12 protein-coding genes are annotated in these 15,199 nt (G+C 70.6%); 3 read left to right on the top strand and 9 right to left on the bottom strand.

The features are described 5' to 3' along the window. Nucleotide 1: 1 nt before the first annotated feature. The 3 genes from EDD92_RS38825 (at nucleotide 2) to EDD92_RS38815 (ending at nucleotide 5,049) form a co-directional block, all read left to right on the top strand. Nucleotides 2-2,146, top strand: coding sequence for an acetate--CoA ligase family protein (locus EDD92_RS38825; RefSeq protein WP_123970739.1), 2,145 nt, complete (start codon nucleotides 2-4; stop codon nucleotides 2,144-2,146). A 120-nt stretch (nucleotides 2,147-2,266) separates the two neighbouring features. Then, complete coding sequence (locus tag EDD92_RS38820) at nucleotides 2,267-3,655, top strand: OFA family MFS transporter (RefSeq protein ID WP_123968622.1); 1,389 nt, start codon at nucleotides 2,267-2,269, stop codon at nucleotides 3,653-3,655. A gap of 2 nt (nucleotides 3,656-3,657) precedes the next feature. Further along, nucleotides 3,658-5,049 carry an OFA family MFS transporter gene (locus EDD92_RS38815; RefSeq protein WP_123968621.1) on the top strand — a complete coding sequence of 464 codons (1,392 nt, stop codon included), beginning with the start codon at nucleotides 3,658-3,660 and terminating at the stop codon, nucleotides 5,047-5,049. Between the two features lie 81 nt (nucleotides 5,050-5,130). Here EDD92_RS38815 and EDD92_RS38810 read toward each other — a convergent pair whose 3' ends face one another. From EDD92_RS38810 to EDD92_RS38770, 9 genes are all read right to left on the bottom strand, one after another. Beyond that, nucleotides 5,131-6,162: a sugar phosphate isomerase/epimerase gene (locus EDD92_RS38810; protein ID WP_123968620.1), complete on the bottom strand. Its 1,032-nt coding sequence runs from the start codon at nucleotides 6,160-6,162 to the stop codon at nucleotides 5,131-5,133. 60 nt (nucleotides 6,163-6,222) lie between these two features. Next, complete coding sequence (locus EDD92_RS38805; protein WP_123968619.1) at nucleotides 6,223-7,620, bottom strand: nucleotide pyrophosphatase/phosphodiesterase family protein; 1,398 nt, start codon at nucleotides 7,618-7,620, stop codon at nucleotides 6,223-6,225. Beyond that, entirely contained in the window at nucleotides 7,617-8,822 is a 1,206-nt protein-coding gene (eboE, locus tag EDD92_RS38800) for a metabolite traffic protein EboE (RefSeq protein ID WP_123968618.1), read from the bottom strand. The genes EDD92_RS38805 and eboE overlap by 4 nt, the downstream gene beginning before the upstream one ends. 3 nt (nucleotides 8,823-8,825) lie before the next feature. Next, complete coding sequence (locus EDD92_RS38795; protein WP_185124262.1) at nucleotides 8,826-9,674, bottom strand: TatD family hydrolase; 849 nt, start codon at nucleotides 9,672-9,674, stop codon at nucleotides 8,826-8,828. Next, complete coding sequence (locus EDD92_RS38790; protein WP_123968617.1) at nucleotides 9,674-10,399, bottom strand: EboA domain-containing protein; 726 nt, start codon at nucleotides 10,397-10,399, stop codon at nucleotides 9,674-9,676. Before EDD92_RS38790 ends, EDD92_RS38795 begins: the two co-directional genes overlap by 1 nt. Then, nucleotides 10,396-11,379, bottom strand: a complete 984-nt coding sequence (locus EDD92_RS38785) for a sugar phosphate isomerase/epimerase (RefSeq protein WP_123968616.1) — start codon at nucleotides 11,377-11,379, stop codon at nucleotides 10,396-10,398. Before EDD92_RS38785 ends, EDD92_RS38790 begins: the two co-directional genes overlap by 4 nt. Next, a complete protein-coding gene (locus EDD92_RS38780; RefSeq protein ID WP_123970737.1) occupies nucleotides 11,376-12,488 on the bottom strand; it encodes an SCO3242 family prenyltransferase in 1,113 nt (370 codons plus the stop codon). The genes EDD92_RS38785 and EDD92_RS38780 overlap by 4 nt, the downstream gene beginning before the upstream one ends. Nucleotides 12,489-12,502: 14 nt before the next feature. After that, a complete protein-coding gene (locus EDD92_RS38775) occupies nucleotides 12,503-13,753 on the bottom strand; it encodes an inositol-3-phosphate synthase (protein WP_123968615.1) in 1,251 nt (416 codons plus the stop codon). Between the two features lie 94 nt (nucleotides 13,754-13,847). Then, nucleotides 13,848-15,194: a ThuA domain-containing protein gene (locus tag EDD92_RS38770; RefSeq protein WP_123968614.1), complete on the bottom strand. Its 1,347-nt coding sequence runs from the start codon at nucleotides 15,192-15,194 to the stop codon at nucleotides 13,848-13,850. Nucleotides 15,195-15,199 lie beyond the last annotated feature (5 nt).

The raw sequence follows: 15,199 nt of genomic DNA, 5'->3' as shown, positions 1-15,199 counted from the left end.
GATGGCCGAAGACCGGGAGCTGAGGGTGCGGTCGCTCCTCGACACTGTGCGGGCCGAGGGGCGCACCGCGCTCACCGCGCCCGAGGGCAAGGTGATCGCCGACGCCTACGGGATCGCGGTACCCGGCGAGGAACTGGCTACCGACGTCGACGAGGCCGTCTCGTACGCCGCGCGCTTCGGAGGGCCCGTCGTGATGAAGATCGTCTCCCCGGACATCCTGCACAAGACCGACGCCGGCGGTGTGATCGTCGGCGTCGAGGGCGCCACGGACGTACGGGCCGCGTTCCACAAAATCATCGAGAACGCGCGCGCGTACAACGCGTCCGCGCGCATCGAGGGCGTACAGGTCCAGGAGCTGCTCCCCCAGGGGCAGGAGGTCATCGTCGGCGCGGTGACGGACCCTACGTTCGGGAAGGTCGTCGCCTTCGGGCTCGGCGGGGTGCTCGTCGAGGTCTTCAAGGACGTCACGTTCCGGCTGGCGCCCGTGAGCGCCGACGAGGCGCTGTCCATGCTGGACTCGATCCGCTCGGCGGAGATTCTGCACGGGGTGCGCGGACAGGCGGGCGTGGACCGGTGGGCGATCGCCGAGCAGATCCGCCGGGTCTCCCAACTGGTCGCGGACTTCCCTGAGATCGCGGAGGTCGACCTCAACCCGGTGATCGCCACCCCTGAGGGCGCGGTCGCGGCGGACATCCGCGTGATCCTCTCCGAGGCGCCAGCCAAGCAGCGCCGCCGCTACACGCGCGAGGAGATCCTCACCTCCATGCGCCGTCTGATGCAGCCCTCGTCGGTCGCCGTCATCGGTGCCTCCAACGAGCAGGGCAAGATCGGCAACTCGGTGATGCGCAACCTCATCGACGGCGGCTTCGCCGGAGAGATCCATCCGGTGAACCCCAAGGCCGATGACATTCTGGGCCGCAAGGCGTACAAGAGTGTCACGGACGTTCCCGGTGAGGTGGATGTGGCGGTCTTCGCGATCCCCGCCAAGTCCGTGGCCCCGGCCCTGGAGGAGGTGGGACGCAAGAAGATCCCGAACGCCGTGCTGATCCCCTCCGGGTTTGCGGAGACCGGTGAGCACGAACTCCAGGAGGAGATCGTCGCGATCGCCGAACGGCACGGCGTGCGCCTCCTCGGGCCCAACATCTACGGCTACTACTCGACGTGGCAGGACCTGTGCGCCACGTTCTGCACGCCGTACGACGTCAAGGGCGGCGTCGCGCTGACCTCGCAGTCCGGTGGTATCGGGATGGCCATCCTGGGCTTCGCGCGCACCACGAAGACGGGTGTGTCGGCGATCGTGGGCCTGGGCAACAAGTCGGACCTGGACGAGGACGACCTGCTGACCTGGTTCGGCGAGGACCCGCACACCGAGTGCATCGCGATGCACCTGGAGGACCTCAAGGACGGCCGCGCCTTCGTGGAAGCCGCACGGGCGACCGTGCCGAAGAAGCCGGTCGTCGTCCTGAAGGCGGGGCGTACGGCGGCGGGTGCGAAGGCCGCCGGTTCGCACACAGGGGCGCTGGCGGGCGACGACGCCGTCTACGACGACATCCTCCGGCAGGCGGGTGTCATCAGGGCGCCCGGGCTGAACGAAATGCTCGAGTACGCGCGCGCGTTGCCGGTGCTTCCGGCCCCCCAGGGCGACAACGTCGTGATCATCACCGGTGCCGGTGGCAGCGGTGTGCTGCTGTCCGACGCGGTGACCGACAACGGCCTGTCCCTGATGGAGATCCCCCCGGACCTGGACGAGGCCTTCCGGAAGTTCATCCCGCCCTTCGGGGCCGCGGGCAACCCGGTCGACATCACCGGGGGCGAGCCTCCGTCGACGTACGAGGCGACGATCCGGCTGGGCCTCGAGGACCCGCGCATCCATGCGCTCGTCCTCGGCTACTGGCACACCATCGTCACTCCCCCGATGGTCTTCGCGGAGCTCACCGCGCGCGTGGTGGCCGAGTTCCGGGAGCGCGGCATCGAGAAGCCCGTGGTGGCCTCGCTCGCGGGCGACGTCGAGGTCGAGGAAGCCTGCCAGTACCTGTACGAGCGAGGGGTCGTGGCCTACCCGTACACGACCGAGAAGCCGGTGGCCGTACTCGGTGCGAAGTATCGCTGGGCGCGGGCGGCGGGCCTGTTGGGGGGCGGTTCATGAGGTGAGCGAAGCGCGGGGCCGGCCGGCAGTGCGGTCGGCCGGCCCCGGGACCCGTGCGCACGCGAAAGGCATTGGACAGGGGGCGCTGGCCAGAGCTTTCGATGCAAGGGGTGCTGAGCGATGACAACCACCGACCACACGACATCCGTCCCCTACAGGGAGGTGACGGATCGCAACGGCCGCGTGTACCGGATCGGTGAGTCCGATACCGACGTCATGGGCCGAACACGCAAGTGGATGGTCATCCTGCCCTGGGTGGGCATGATGGGCATCAGCTCCGCCGAGTACGCGTTCACGTCGGCGGAGGACACGCTCCACGAGGCTCATCTGTGGAGCAGCGGACACATCTTCTGGCTGATGGGCGTCTGGGTGTTCTTCCAGGCGGCCGTGGCCTTCCCCGCCGGGCAGCTGCGGGAGAGCGGCAAGCTGCCCGCCCGTACGGCGATGATGATCGGCGCCGTGGGCACGATGATCGGCTATGTGTCGCTGGCGTACGCGCCGAACGTGGCCGTCGCGTATTTCGGCTTCGGCATGTGCAGCGGCATCGGCGCCGGTCTCGTCTACGCGACCTGCGTGAACATGGTCGGCAAGTGGTATCCGGAGCGCAAGGGCGGCAAGACGGGCTTCGTCAACGGCGGTTTCGCCTACGGGTCCGTGCCCTTCGTCTTCCTGTTCACGTCGTACATGGACCTCAGTAACTACCGGACCGTGCTCGCCTGTGTGGGCGTCGGACTGTGCCTGGTGGTGGCCGCGGCGGGCTGGTTCTTCAAGGACCCGCCGAAGAACTGGTGGCCCGCGCACGTCGACCCGCTGAGGATGACCGACGACCCGAAGATCCGCCGGGCCCTGGAGAAGAACCCGCCCGCCGTCAAGCAGTACAGCCCCAAGGAGGCCGCCCGTACCCCCGTCCTGTGGATGATGTGGTTCTGTCTGCTGTGCACGGCCGGCATCAACATCTTCGGCATCGCCTTCCAGGTGCCGTTCGGCAAGGACATGGGGTTCGCGGGCGGGATCGTGGCCACCGCGATGTCCCTGAAGGCCATCGTCAACGGCACCGGGCGCGGTGTCATCGGCTGGATCTCCGACCGCTACGGCCGCCGCAACACACTGATCATCGTCTGCATCGTGCTCGGCACGGCGCAGTTCGGCGTGCTGGTCTCCGGCCAGATGGGCAGCATGCCGTTCTTCCTGTTCTGCTCCATGGTCTCCGGTTTCGGCGGCGGGGCGATCTTCCCGCTGTTCGCGGCCATGACGGCGGACTACTTCGGCGAGAACAACAACGCCACCAACTACGGAATGGTCTACAGCTCGAAGCTGATCTCCGGGCTCGTCGGCTCCGGCCTGGGCGCGGTCGTCGTCGGCGCCTGGCACTACCACGGTGCGTTCGTGCTGGCGGGTTCCATCGGCCTGGCCTCCGCGGTGCTGGCGCTCTTCCTGAAGTCTCCGGGCCGGCCGAAGGCCCGGCGCATCGTCCCCAACCCGCACCCGCTCGGCGAGGAGATGGCATAAGCATGACAGCAGACCCGCTTTCGGCCGATCCGACAGCCGCGAACCGTCCCTACCGTGAAGTGACCGACGCCCGTGGCCGCGTCTACCGCATCGGCGAGACCGACCGGGACATCCTCGGCCACTCCCGCAAGTTCATGGTGTACCTCCCGTGGATCGCCATGATGGCCATCAGCGTCTTCGAGTACGCGTACGGCTCCGCGGAGGACACGCTGTCCCACGCGCACGGCTGGACGCAGTCCAACACCTTCTGGATCCTCAGCGTCTGGGTGTTCTTCCAGGCCGGCATCGCCTTCCCGGCGGGCTGGCTGCGCGAGAAGGGCATCCTGACGGCCCGCCGGGCCATGTCCATCGGCTCGGGCATGTGCCTGGTCGGATTCCTCGCCCTGTCGCACCTGAGCAACGTGTGGCTGGCGATCCTGGGCTTCGGTGTCGTCGGCGGGCTGGGTGCCGGCCTGGTCTACGCGACCTGCATCAACATGGTCGGCAAGTGGTTCCCCGAGCGCCGCGGCGCCCGCACCGGCTTCGTCAACGGCGGCTTCGCCTACGGGTCGCTGCCGTTCATCTTCATCTTCAACTACGCCTTCGACACCGGGAACTACCACCGCGTCCTGGACCTGATCGGCTGCTACATCATGATCGTGGTGTTCGGGTGTGCGTTCTTCTTCAAGGACCCGCCGAAGAACTGGTGGCCCGCGGACATCGACCCGCTGACCTTCTCCGGGGCCCAGAAGAGCGCTGAGAGCCTCGCCAAGAACCCGCCCGCGACGAAGCAGTACACGCCCAAGGAGGCCATCAGGACGGGCATGCTGCCCCTGATGTGGATCTCCATCGTGATGACCGCCGGTGTGTCGATCTTCGGTATCTCCTTCCAGGTCGACTACGCCAAGGACGTCGGATTCGGCCCCCTGGTGGCGGCGTCATCCATGGGTGTCATGGCGGTCATCAACGGCATCGGACGCGGTGTGGTGGGCTGGCTGTCCGACAAGTGGGGCCGCAAGTCGACCCTGGTGTTCGTCATCGTCGTCCTGGGACTGGCCCAGTTCGGTGTGATCCTGGCGGGCGAGATGAAGAGCGAGTGGCTCTTCCTGTTCTTCGCCTTCCTCTCCGGTTTCGGCGGCGGCGCGTTCTACCCGATGTTCGCGGCGCTCACGCCGGACTACTTCGGGGAGAACTACAACGCCACCAACTACGGGCTGGTGTACAGCGGAAAGCTGGTCAGCGGCCTCTTCGGCGGCGGCCTCGGCTCCATGGTGGTCGCGGCCTGGGGCTACAACGGGGCGTACGCGCTGGCCGGCGGCGTCTCGATGGTCGCGGCGGCGACCGCTCTGCTGCTGCGGCAGCCGGGGCACAGCAGTCCGGATGCGCTGACTGCACAGCCGCAGCCCGCAGGTTGACGGTTGCCGGCACGCGCGCGTGAGGAGGCCCTCCCGGGAATACAGGGAGGGCCTCCTCACATGTGCGCCCTTACGTCGCCGTCAGCACTTCTCGCGCAGTGAGTGCAGGTATGCGCTGGAGCGGCGCGCGAAGGTGAACGACTCGGTCGGCTGGTCGTGTTCGGTCTGCCAGTGGTGGGCGAGGCGCTCGCCGCGCAGCCGGGTCACGGCGGCGATGAAGCGCTGGTAGTCGATGTCGCCGTCGCCGACGTCGACCATGCGGTAGCCGAACTGGTTGGAGGGGTCGCTCACCCCGTCCTTGACATGGAAGAGCGGGTAGCGATGGGGCTGTTTGAGGACGTAGTCGAGGGGTTCGAAGGGGGCGGGGCTGCCGTCGGGCCGCTTCGAGAAGCGGAACTGGCCCGCGTACGCCCAGAAGATGTCCATCTCCAGGTACACGAGGCCCGGATCGGTCTCGGCGAGCAGCACGTCGTAGAGACGCACCTTGGGGTTGTCGGTGGCGAACGCGAACTCGTCGGAGTGGTTGTGCTGGTAGAACTTCATGCCGCGCGCCTTGGCCGCCGCGCCGTATGCGTTGAACTCCTCGGCGGCCCGCTTCCAGGCGTCCACGGTGTTTCCGTAGCGGCCCGGGCCCGATGCGGTGCCGATGTGCTTGAGGCCGAGGGCCTGGGCGTCGTCGAGGACCTTGGTGAGGTTCTGGGCGAAGGTGTAGGCGCTCGGGTCGCTGGAGTAGTAGCCGACGTGGCTGCCGATCGGGTTCAGGCCGTGGTCCTTCGCCAGCCGCCTGAGCTGCGCGAGGGTGATGGGGCCCGCCGAACCCTGGGTGTATCCGGCGAACTCGACCTCGTCGTACCCGTACTTCTCCAGTTCGGCGAAGACGGGCGCGAAGCCCAGCGTGGAGACCTTGTCGCGCAGGCTGTACAGCTGGATGCCGAGCCGCCCGGGCGGCAGGACCGGACGTCCACCGCCGGCGGCAGAGGTTTCGGCGGCGGTGGCGGGGGCCGTGGCGGCGCCCAGCAGTGCGGCGGCGGTGGCGCCCGCAGCCACACCGAGCATGCCTCGTCTGGTGAGGCGGTGCGTGAGTTCGGGATCGGTCTGGGAGATGCGGCTCATGCCTGGAACTCCTCGGTGTCGGAGGGCGTTGTCAGTGGCGAGTGCTTCACTTGTGACCAGTCAGGAAAGACCGGCCAGTTGGAGCAGCAGTGACTTCACGTCGGTGGCCGCGAGGCGGTCGCCGACGGCGCGGGGGGTGGAGCAGATGAGGAGCGGACCGTCGTCGTCGCTCGCAGGAAGGCGGCCGTGGCTGCCGCGAATAGGTGAGGGATCCAGCGGCACGACCGCCATGCGGTAGCGCATGCCGAGTTTCTTGCGCGCCAGGGCGGTGGCTGCCCTGACCTTGACGTAGGGGTCGAGCGGATCCATGAACAGCTCGACCGGGTCGTAGCCGGGTTTGCGGTGGATCTCGACGAGCTGCGCGAAGTCGGGCGCGCGGGCGTCGTCGAGCCAGTAGTAGTACGTGAACCAGGCGTCCGGCTCCGCGACGGCGACCAGTTCGCCCGAGCGCGGATGGTCGAGGTGGTGGGTCTTCTTGCCCTCGTCGTCGAGGAGTTGGTCGATGCCGGGCAGGTCGGCCAGGGCTGCCCGCGTGGCCTCGAGGTCCTCGGGCCGGCGCACATAGACGTGGGCGATCTGGTGGTCGGCGACCGCGAACGCGCGGGAGGCCATCGGGTCGAGGTACTCCATGCCGTCCTGCGTGTGCACTTCGAGAAGGCCGGCGCGGCGCAGGGCCCGGTTGATGTCGACGGGGCGGTCGGCGCGGGTGATGCCGTACTCGGACAGCGCGACGACAGTACGGCCCTCGGCGCGTGCGTCGTCCAGGAGCGGGGCCATGGCGGTGTCCAGGTCTGCGGCCGCTTTCAGGGAGCGCGGGTCGTCGGGGCCGAAGCGCTGCAGGTCGTAGTCGAGATGAGGGAGGTAGCAGAGCGTCAGGTCGGGGTGGCGGGTGCGCATGACGTGGCGGGTGGCGTCGATGATCCACTGGCTGGAGACCAGGTCCGCGCCGGGGCCCCAGAAGTGGAAGAGGGGGAAGGTGCCGAGTTTGTCGGTGAGTTCGTCGTGCAGGACCGGGGGCCGGGTGTAGCAGTCGGGTTCCTTGCGGCCGTCGGCGTAGTAGACCGGACGGGGGGTGACGGTGATGTCGGTGTCGGCGCCCATGGCGTACCACCAGCAGATATTGGCGACCGTGTAGCCGGGGTGCGCGCGGCGGGCGGCGTCCCAGAGTTTGTCTCCGGCGACGAGTCCGTTGTGCTGCCGCCACAGGAGTACGTCGCCGAGCTCGCGGAAGTACCAGCCGTTGCCGACGATGCCGTGCTCTGACGGGTGGGTGCCGGTGAGGAACGTGGACTGGGCGGCGCAGGTGACAGCCGGCAGGACGGTGCCGAGCGCGGCGCGGGAGCCGGACTGGGCGAGCTCTTTGAGGTGGGGCATGTGGTCGAGAAGACGGGGGGTGAGGCCCACGACATCGAGGACGAGTAGGGGGGTGGGGTCCGGTCCGGCCCGGTGGGCGCTCATGGGAGTTCCTTCAGGCCGAGGTCGGTCAACAGGTCGCGGGCGAGAGTGAGTTCGGCGGCGATGCCGTCGGCGAGCTGGGTGCGGCCTCGGGGCCGCAGGTCGGGAGGCAGGGCCTGCCAGGTGTAGGTCTCCACTTCGAGGTGGCGGGTGAGCGGGTGCGGGCCGCCCACGAGCCGGGTCAGTGCGGACTTGAGCACAGGGAGCGTTGAGGTGAGGGGCGCGGCGGGGGCCGCGTGCAGCGGGACGTGGAAGTGGGCGCGCCAGGGCGCCGCGTCGGGCAGGGCGCCGGCTTCGAGGGCCTCGCCGAGGTCGTCGGTGCCGCGCAGACCGGAGGCGATGGGGGCCCCTCCCGCTCGAACAGAGTTGAGAGTGGGGGACGTGCGGGTCTGGTGCAGGAAACGGGGTTCGTCGAAGGCGGCGAGGGCTGCGCGGACCTCGGGGAGATGGGGGTGCTCGGCGTGCAGGGCCGCTGAGAGCTGGGACTTGACGATGGGGACGCGGGCCGTCGTGAGCGCGTCCAGGGCGGTGTCCGGGTCTTCGAAGGAGGTGGCAAGGTGGCAGGTGTCGACACAGATGCCGATGCGGTGGTGGGCGATCGCGGTGAGCGGGGCGAGGGCGTCGCCGGTGGTTTCGACGACGCAGCCGGGTTCGGGCTCGAGACCGACGCGGATGGAGCGGCCGGTCAGCTCGGCGAGGGCGTCGAGGCGTTCGCCGAGAGTGAGGAGGGCTGCTTGGGCCTTCTCCGCGCGGGCGTCGTCATAGGCGGTGCGCCAGGCGAGCGGCAGCGTCGAGACGGTGCCCTCGGTGATGTCGTCGGGAAGGAGCCCGGCGAGGACGCGGGCCAGGGCGGTGGTGTGGTCGAGGCGTTCCGGGTCGGCCCAGTCCGGCCGGTACACGCGGTACTTGACCTTCTCGGCGCCGAAGCCCTCATAGGGGAAGCCGTTGAGAGTGACGACTTCGAGGCCGCGCCGGTCGAGTTCGGTGCGCAGGCCACGCAGCGCGGACGGATCGGTGACCAGGGCGTGCGCGGCGTCCTTGGCGAGCCACAGGCCGATGCCGAGGCGGTCGCGGCCGAGGCGGCGGCGAACTGGTTCGCAGTGGTCGCGGAGCTGGGCGAGGACCCCGTCGAGGGTTTCGGCCGGGTGGACGTTGGTGCAGTAGGCGAGGTGGACGGTGGAGCCGTCGGGATGGCGGAAGCGCATGGCTCACGCACCGCCGCGAAGGATCGAGTTGCCCTCGTGGGTGGCTTCCGTGGCCGTGATGTCGAGGTTCAGGCGGCCACTGAGCCCGTAGAAGGCGACGGGGTTGCGCCACAGCACGCGGTCGACCTCGTCCTCCGTGAAGCCCTCGGCCAGCATCAGGTCGCCGACTCTGCGGGTCTTGAGGGGATCGCTGCGGCCCCAGTCGGCTGCGGAGTTCACGAGCACCTGTTCGGTGCCGTACGCGCGCAGGATCGCGACCATCCGCTCCTCGTCCATCTTGGTGTCGGGATAGACGGAGAAGCCGAGCCAACTGCCGCTGTCCTTGGCCTCCTTGACGGTGGTCTCGTTGAGGTGGTCGACCAGGACGCGGTCCGGGGCCAGTGCGGACTCCCGCACGACGTCGAGCGTGCGGCGCAGGCCGGCGAGCTTGTCGCGGTGCGGGGTGTGGACGAGCGCAGGCAGTTCGTGGTCGGCGGCGAGCTGGAGCTGGGCGGCGAGGGCGGTGTCCTCGGCAGGGGTCATCGAGTCGTAGCCGACCTCACCGACGGCGACGACCTGGTCCTTGACGAGATAGCGGGGCAGTTCGTCGAGGACGGGCACGCAGCGCGGGTCGTTGGCCTCCTTGGGGTTGAGGGCGAGCGTGCAGTGGTGGGCGATGCCGTACTGGGCGGCGCGGAAGGGCTCCCAGCCCAGGAGGGAGTCGAAGTAGTCGAAGAAGGAGGCGGATGAGGTGCGGGGCTGGCCGAGCCAGAAGGCGGGTTCGACGACGGCGCGGACGCCGGCGGCGTGCATGGCCTGGTAGTCGTCGGTGGTCCGTGACGTCATGTGGATGTGGGGGTCGAAGATGCGCATCAGGACTCCTTGCCGTCGATGCCGCGGGCGCCTTGTGGCGAGGCCTGCGCGGGTGGGGTGGCCGTGGGGTCGGTCAGGGTCAGGACGCGGTACAGGTCTTCGGGCACGGGACGGCCCGCGGCGGTGCGTTCGGCGGCGTAGTCGCCGAGCATGCGGGCGAGTTCCGAGTCGGCGTGGGCGCGCCGGTCCAGGTCGGTGACCTCGTCCACGGGAACGCCGGTGAACAGGCACTTCAGGACGGCGTGGCGCCAGGGGTGGGGGGCGAGGTGCCGGGCTGCGTAGGGGCCGACGGCGGCGGCGAGGAGCCTGGTGTCGTTGGTGCGCAGGGCGTCCTCGACGAGCGGGAGGGCGTCGGGGCCAGGGACGAGGTGGGGCAGGGCGTACAGGACGGCGCGGCGTTCGGCGGCGGTGCCCTGGAAGTAGACGCGGGTGAGGGCGTCCGTGCCGGCGCGGGCGGTGTGCAGGATCAGCACGCGGGCGGCGTCGGCGTGTTCGGGACCGCATCGTCGCCCGGCTTCGGCAAGGCGCAACTCCCATACGGAGATGGGCCCATGGATGCCCGGCTGGGCGGCGGCCTCGTCGAGGGCCTGGTCCAGCCAGGCGCGGGCGGCTCCGCCGAGTCGGGCCGTGAGGTGGCCGTGCAGGTCGGCCGGCGAGGCGAGGGCGGGGGTGGTGCCCCTGAGGTCCGCCGCGGAGGTGTCCCAGGCGGTGTGCGGGTGCGTCATGCGGTGGTGCTCCCTTCGGGGGTGGCGGAGGGATCGCCGTGAGGTGGGGCGGGGTCGGACAGGGCGAGGGCCGTTCCTGCCGCGCGGTGGAGGAACGGAAGGGAGTGCTCGGCGAAATGGGGGCCGGCGTGGGAGTGGCGGGGCAGTTCGACGACGGTCAGACCCTGGTAGCCGGTGGCGGCCAGGGCCGCGAGGACGGGCGGGAAGTCGATCTCCCCGTCTCCGAGAGGGAGGTGTTCGTGGAGGCCGCGGCGCATGTCCTCGATCTGGACGTGCCGCAGCCACGGGGCGGCGGCGCGTACGCAGTCGGCGGGAGAGAGGGGTTCGAGGCACTGGCAGTGACCGATGTCGAGGGTCAGACCGAGGTTCTCCGGGTCACCGAGGATGCGGCGGAGGCGGTGGAAGTCGGCGAGGGTGGCCAGGAGGTGGCCCGGTTCGGGCTCGACGGCGAGGGGCACGTCGGCGGTGGCGGCGGCGTCAAGGACGGGGGTGAGCGCCTCGGCCAGGCGTTTCCACGCCGTGTCGGCGTCCGTTCCCGCCGGTGTGAGTCCGCTGAAGCAGTGCACGGCGTGGGCGCCGAGCTCGGCGGCGACCTGGACCGCGCGGACCAGGAGGCCGACGCGTCGGGCCCGCTCGTCCGGATCCGGGTCCAGCAGCGAAGGGGCGTGCTTGCGCCGCGGGTCGAGCACATAGCGGGCTCCCGTCTCCACGGTGACGTCCAGCCCGAGCGCGTCCAGCCGTCCGGCGAGCCGGTGGGTGCGGGCGGCGAGGTCGGGCGCCAGCGGGTCGAGGTGCATGTGGTCGAGAGTCAGGCCGACGCCGTCGTAGCCGAGGTCGGAGAGCAGGGTGAGGGCGTCGTCGAGACGGAGGTCGGCGAGCCCGTTGGTGCCGTAGCCGAAGCGGAGGGAGGGGGCGGGGTGGGTGCGTCGGGGCGGGTCATGGGCCTCGCTGTCCCTTCGAGGCCGGGTTCCGGGGCTCATGTGAGGCTCACCGTCCTCCCGAACCTCCTGCCGAGCGGGGCGAGAGCAGCGACGAGCAGGGCGGTGGCCCCGGCGCCGGAGCGCGCGGTGAGCGCGGCTTGGAGGGGGATCGTGGCGCGGATGCCGCCGGTGACGGCTCGTTGGGTGAGCGGGGGTGACGGGTTGAGAGTGGCGTGGAAGTAGGGGCGCACGGCGGTGGCTGCGTAGGCGGCGGCAAGGGCCACCCGGAGAGCTGCGTCAGGCGGTTGCGGTGCGTGGGTATACGTCGGCCGGCTCCGTGGGCCGGCACCGGATGCGAGGCCGCTTGCGTGGGGTGTGGCTGGGGCGCCGGGCAGGCCCGGGGCGGCTTCGCGTGCCCCGACGGCGGTGGCCGGCATCCGGTCGGCCCGCACCGTCGACCGACGCCAGGTGGCCACGGCAGGCCGGCGACTGACCAGCCGGGTCAGCAGGCCCGTGGCGGCGAGGGCGGCCAAGGGGGTCAGGGGTGTGCCGCCTCTCGTCTCCTGGCGGGACACGGCTGTCACGGCGAGGGTGTGTGTGCCGAGCAGCGCCGCGGGACCCAGCGCCCCGCGGGTGCGGCCCGTGGTGGCAGCGGCGCCGAGGAGCAGGTCCAGTCCGCGGGCGGTGGCCATGGCGACCGGCCCTGCCGGGGTGTGCTTCAGGGCGAGGTCGTATGCCCAGACCGTGGCCGCGAGGGGTGCGGCGACCGCGAGGGCGGGGCGGCCTGCGCGGGCGGCGAGGGCGAGTCCGGCCCCCGTGAGGGCGCAGGCGGCGGACAGGGCGGCGGCCGGGTGGATGCGGCCGGAGGGGAGGGGGCGATGCGGGCGTTCGGCGGCGTCCTCCTCACGGTCGGCCCAGTCGTTGAGGGCCATGCCCGCTTCGTAGAGACACAGGGAGGAACCGATGGCGAGCAGGGTGCGGGGGTTCGGGATGGCGGCGGTCGCTGCCGCCCCGGCGAGGGCATCGCCCGGAACTGTGAACAGCGCCGGGACACGCAGCAGTTCGGCCCAGGCAAGCCTGCCGCCCGGGTGGTCGGTGCTTGTCCGCTGCGGGCTCGGTGCCCTGCCCGCCGTGGTTGCCCCGCCCGCTTCGGAGACCCGCCGCGTCATCACGGCGCCGCCGCTCACCGCGACTCCCCCGGTCGGCCGGAAGGAGCGTCAGGACCGGAACGCCCCGAGCCACCGCTCCGCGCACCCGCACCCCGGCCGCCCCGGCCACCCCCGCCCCCTGCGGCTTCGTCCTCCCGCTCGCCCGCCAACCGCCCCGCAAACCCCGTCAGCGCCGCATACTGCTCCGCCAAGGACGAAGGCCCGTCCCCCACCGGGTCCTTGAAGTAGAAGCCGAGCTCGCCGAGGGGGCCGGACAACCCCACCTCCTCAGCCCGGGCGACCAGGCGGGCCAGGTCGAGTATCAGAGGAGCCGCCAGGGCCGAGTCGCAGCCCTGCCAGATGGTCTGGAGGATCATGCGGGTGCCGAGGAAGCCGTCGAAGGCGATGTGGTCCCAGGCGGTCTTCCAGTCACCGAGTGCGGGGACGTCGTCGATGTGGACCTCGCCCTCGGGGGTCGTGTCGAGGGTGTCGGCCAGGACGCGCTCCTTGCCGGCGTTCTTCGCCGCGGCGGCGGCCGGGTCGGCCAGGGCGGCACCGTCGCCTCCGCCGAGCAGGTTGGTGCCGGACCAGGCGCGGACCGCCAGGGCGCGCTGCGTGAACATCGGGCCGAGGACGGAGCGCAGCAGGGTCTGCCCCGTCTTGCCGTCGCGGCCCGCGTAGGGCAGACCGCTCGAAGCCGCCGCGGTTGCCAGGGCCGGGTGGTGGAGGCCGGTCGAGGGGGTGAAGTTGACGTACGGGCAGCCCGCGCGCAGGGCCGCCGCCGCGTAGAGGGAGCTTGGCGGGAGGGCACGGCCCGTGGCCGGGGGCTCGGTGGAGGCGACGTTCACCACCACGGCCCGTGCCAGGCCGCACCGCCGTAGGAAATCGGTCATGTCCTCGGCGAAGGCGGCGATCAGTTCGTCCTCGGTGCGGGTGTCGCCCGGGACGGGGCCGCCGGGTCTGATCTCCCGGTCGGCGGCGGCCAGTTCGGCCGCGACCGCCGCGGGGAGGCCGGGTGGGAGGACGCCTCCGGCGGCAAGTACCTCCGCGCGCTTGGGCAGCGGACAGTCGAGTGTGTCGTGGCCGCCGAAGACGAGGGAGGACAGGGGCGGCAGCCCGGTGCCCGCGAACGCGGTGGTCTCGGTGACCATGCCGGTCGGCGGGTGCAGGCCCGCGGTCAGGGCGGCGCAGCCCGCGACAACCGTCGTGGCGACGGATCCGCGCGCCCCGATCAGCCATACACCGACGCCCTGGGGGGAGACGGAAACGGATTCGGACGCGGACATGGGCAGCCTCCTTGTCGAACGCGTCATGACTGAGCCCCGGGAAGAGAGGGGAAAGACGGCGGGCGGAGGTCCGGCGTCCCCCGCCCGCCGCCGCTCAGTTGCCCTTGACGGGCAGTTCCTTGATCCGGATGTCGCGGAAGGACACCTGGTCGTCGGCTCCGTGGTTCTGGATGCCGAGGTGTCCGTCGACGAGGCTCCGGGCCGGATCGGTGTTGGTGAAATCGTTGATCTTCACGCCGTTGAGCCAGACGCGGAGGCGTTCGCCCTCCACGCGGATCTCGTACGTGTTCCACTCCCCCGGCGGGTTCAGCGCACGGTCGCGCTTCCTCAGGTCGGCGGAGCGGAAGCCGTAGACGGACCCTGTCGTCTTCTCGGGTACGTCGGTGGCGTCGATCTGGATCTCGTAGCCGTTGTTCACGGCCGACCAGGGGTCGTCCGAGGGCGGGAAGCCCACGAACACACCGGAGTTGTCGTCACCGTCCGCGCCGGCCATCTTCCAGTCGAGCTTCAGTGAGTACGAGGAGAAGCCCGACGTGGCGTACCAGAGCAGTCCCATGCCGCCCGCCGACGTCAGCGTGCCGTCTTCGGTCAGGGTGAAGGAGCCCGGGCCTGCCTGTTTCCAGCCGTCCAGTGAGGCGGCCGTACCGTCGAAGAGCGGCCGGTAGCCGTTCTCCGCGCGGCAGTCGGCCTGGGCGTCACCGATCGCCCAGCGCAGCCCGCCCAGCAGGTGCTGTCGGAAGGCAGGTTCGGTGTACGACTCCTTGGTGTGGCCGCCGCCCGTGTAGAAGGCGCGGCCGCCCTGGTAGTTCTGGCACCAGGCGATCGGATGGTCGCCGTTCATGGTGCCGCCGGTGTACGAGGACTCGTCGAGCGAGGCCAGGACATGGACCCGGTCGCGGGGATTGGAGCGGTAGTTGTACCACTCGTCCGTACGGTCCCAGGTCCGCCCCAGTGCCGAAGTCGCCGGGTGGGCGCGGTCCTCGACATTCACCGTTGCGGGCTGGATCGCCGGGTGTCCCTGGAAGTAGGCGCCGACCAGGCCGCCGTAGAACGCCCAGTCGTACTCGGTGTCGGCGGCGGCGTGGACGCCGACGTAGCCGCCGCCGTGCCGGATGTAGTCCTCGAAGGCGCTCTGCTGGGCGTCGCCGAGGACGTCTCCGGTCGTCGACAGGAACACGACCGCGTCGTAGCGCCGCAGGTTCTGTGCGGTGAACGCGCCAGCGTCCTCGGTCGCGTCCACCGTGAAGCCGGCGTCGGCGCCGAGTTGTTTCACCGCCTCCACGCCGGTGGGGATCGAGTCGTGCCGGAAGCCGGCCGTCTTGGAGAAGACCAGCACCCGCTTCCCGTCCTGCCCGGGGTTGGAGGCGGCTGGGCCCGAGACGCAGCCGAGGAGCAGGGCGGCACCCAGAACAGCGGTTGTCAGTCGGCCTGTTGAGCGCATTGCGT

It is taken from the genome of Streptomyces sp. TLI_185, from assembly GCF_003814765.1.
GTDB lineage: Bacteria > Actinomycetota > Actinomycetes > Streptomycetales > Streptomycetaceae > Streptomyces.
This window is presented reverse-complemented; position numbering and strand designations above follow the sequence as displayed.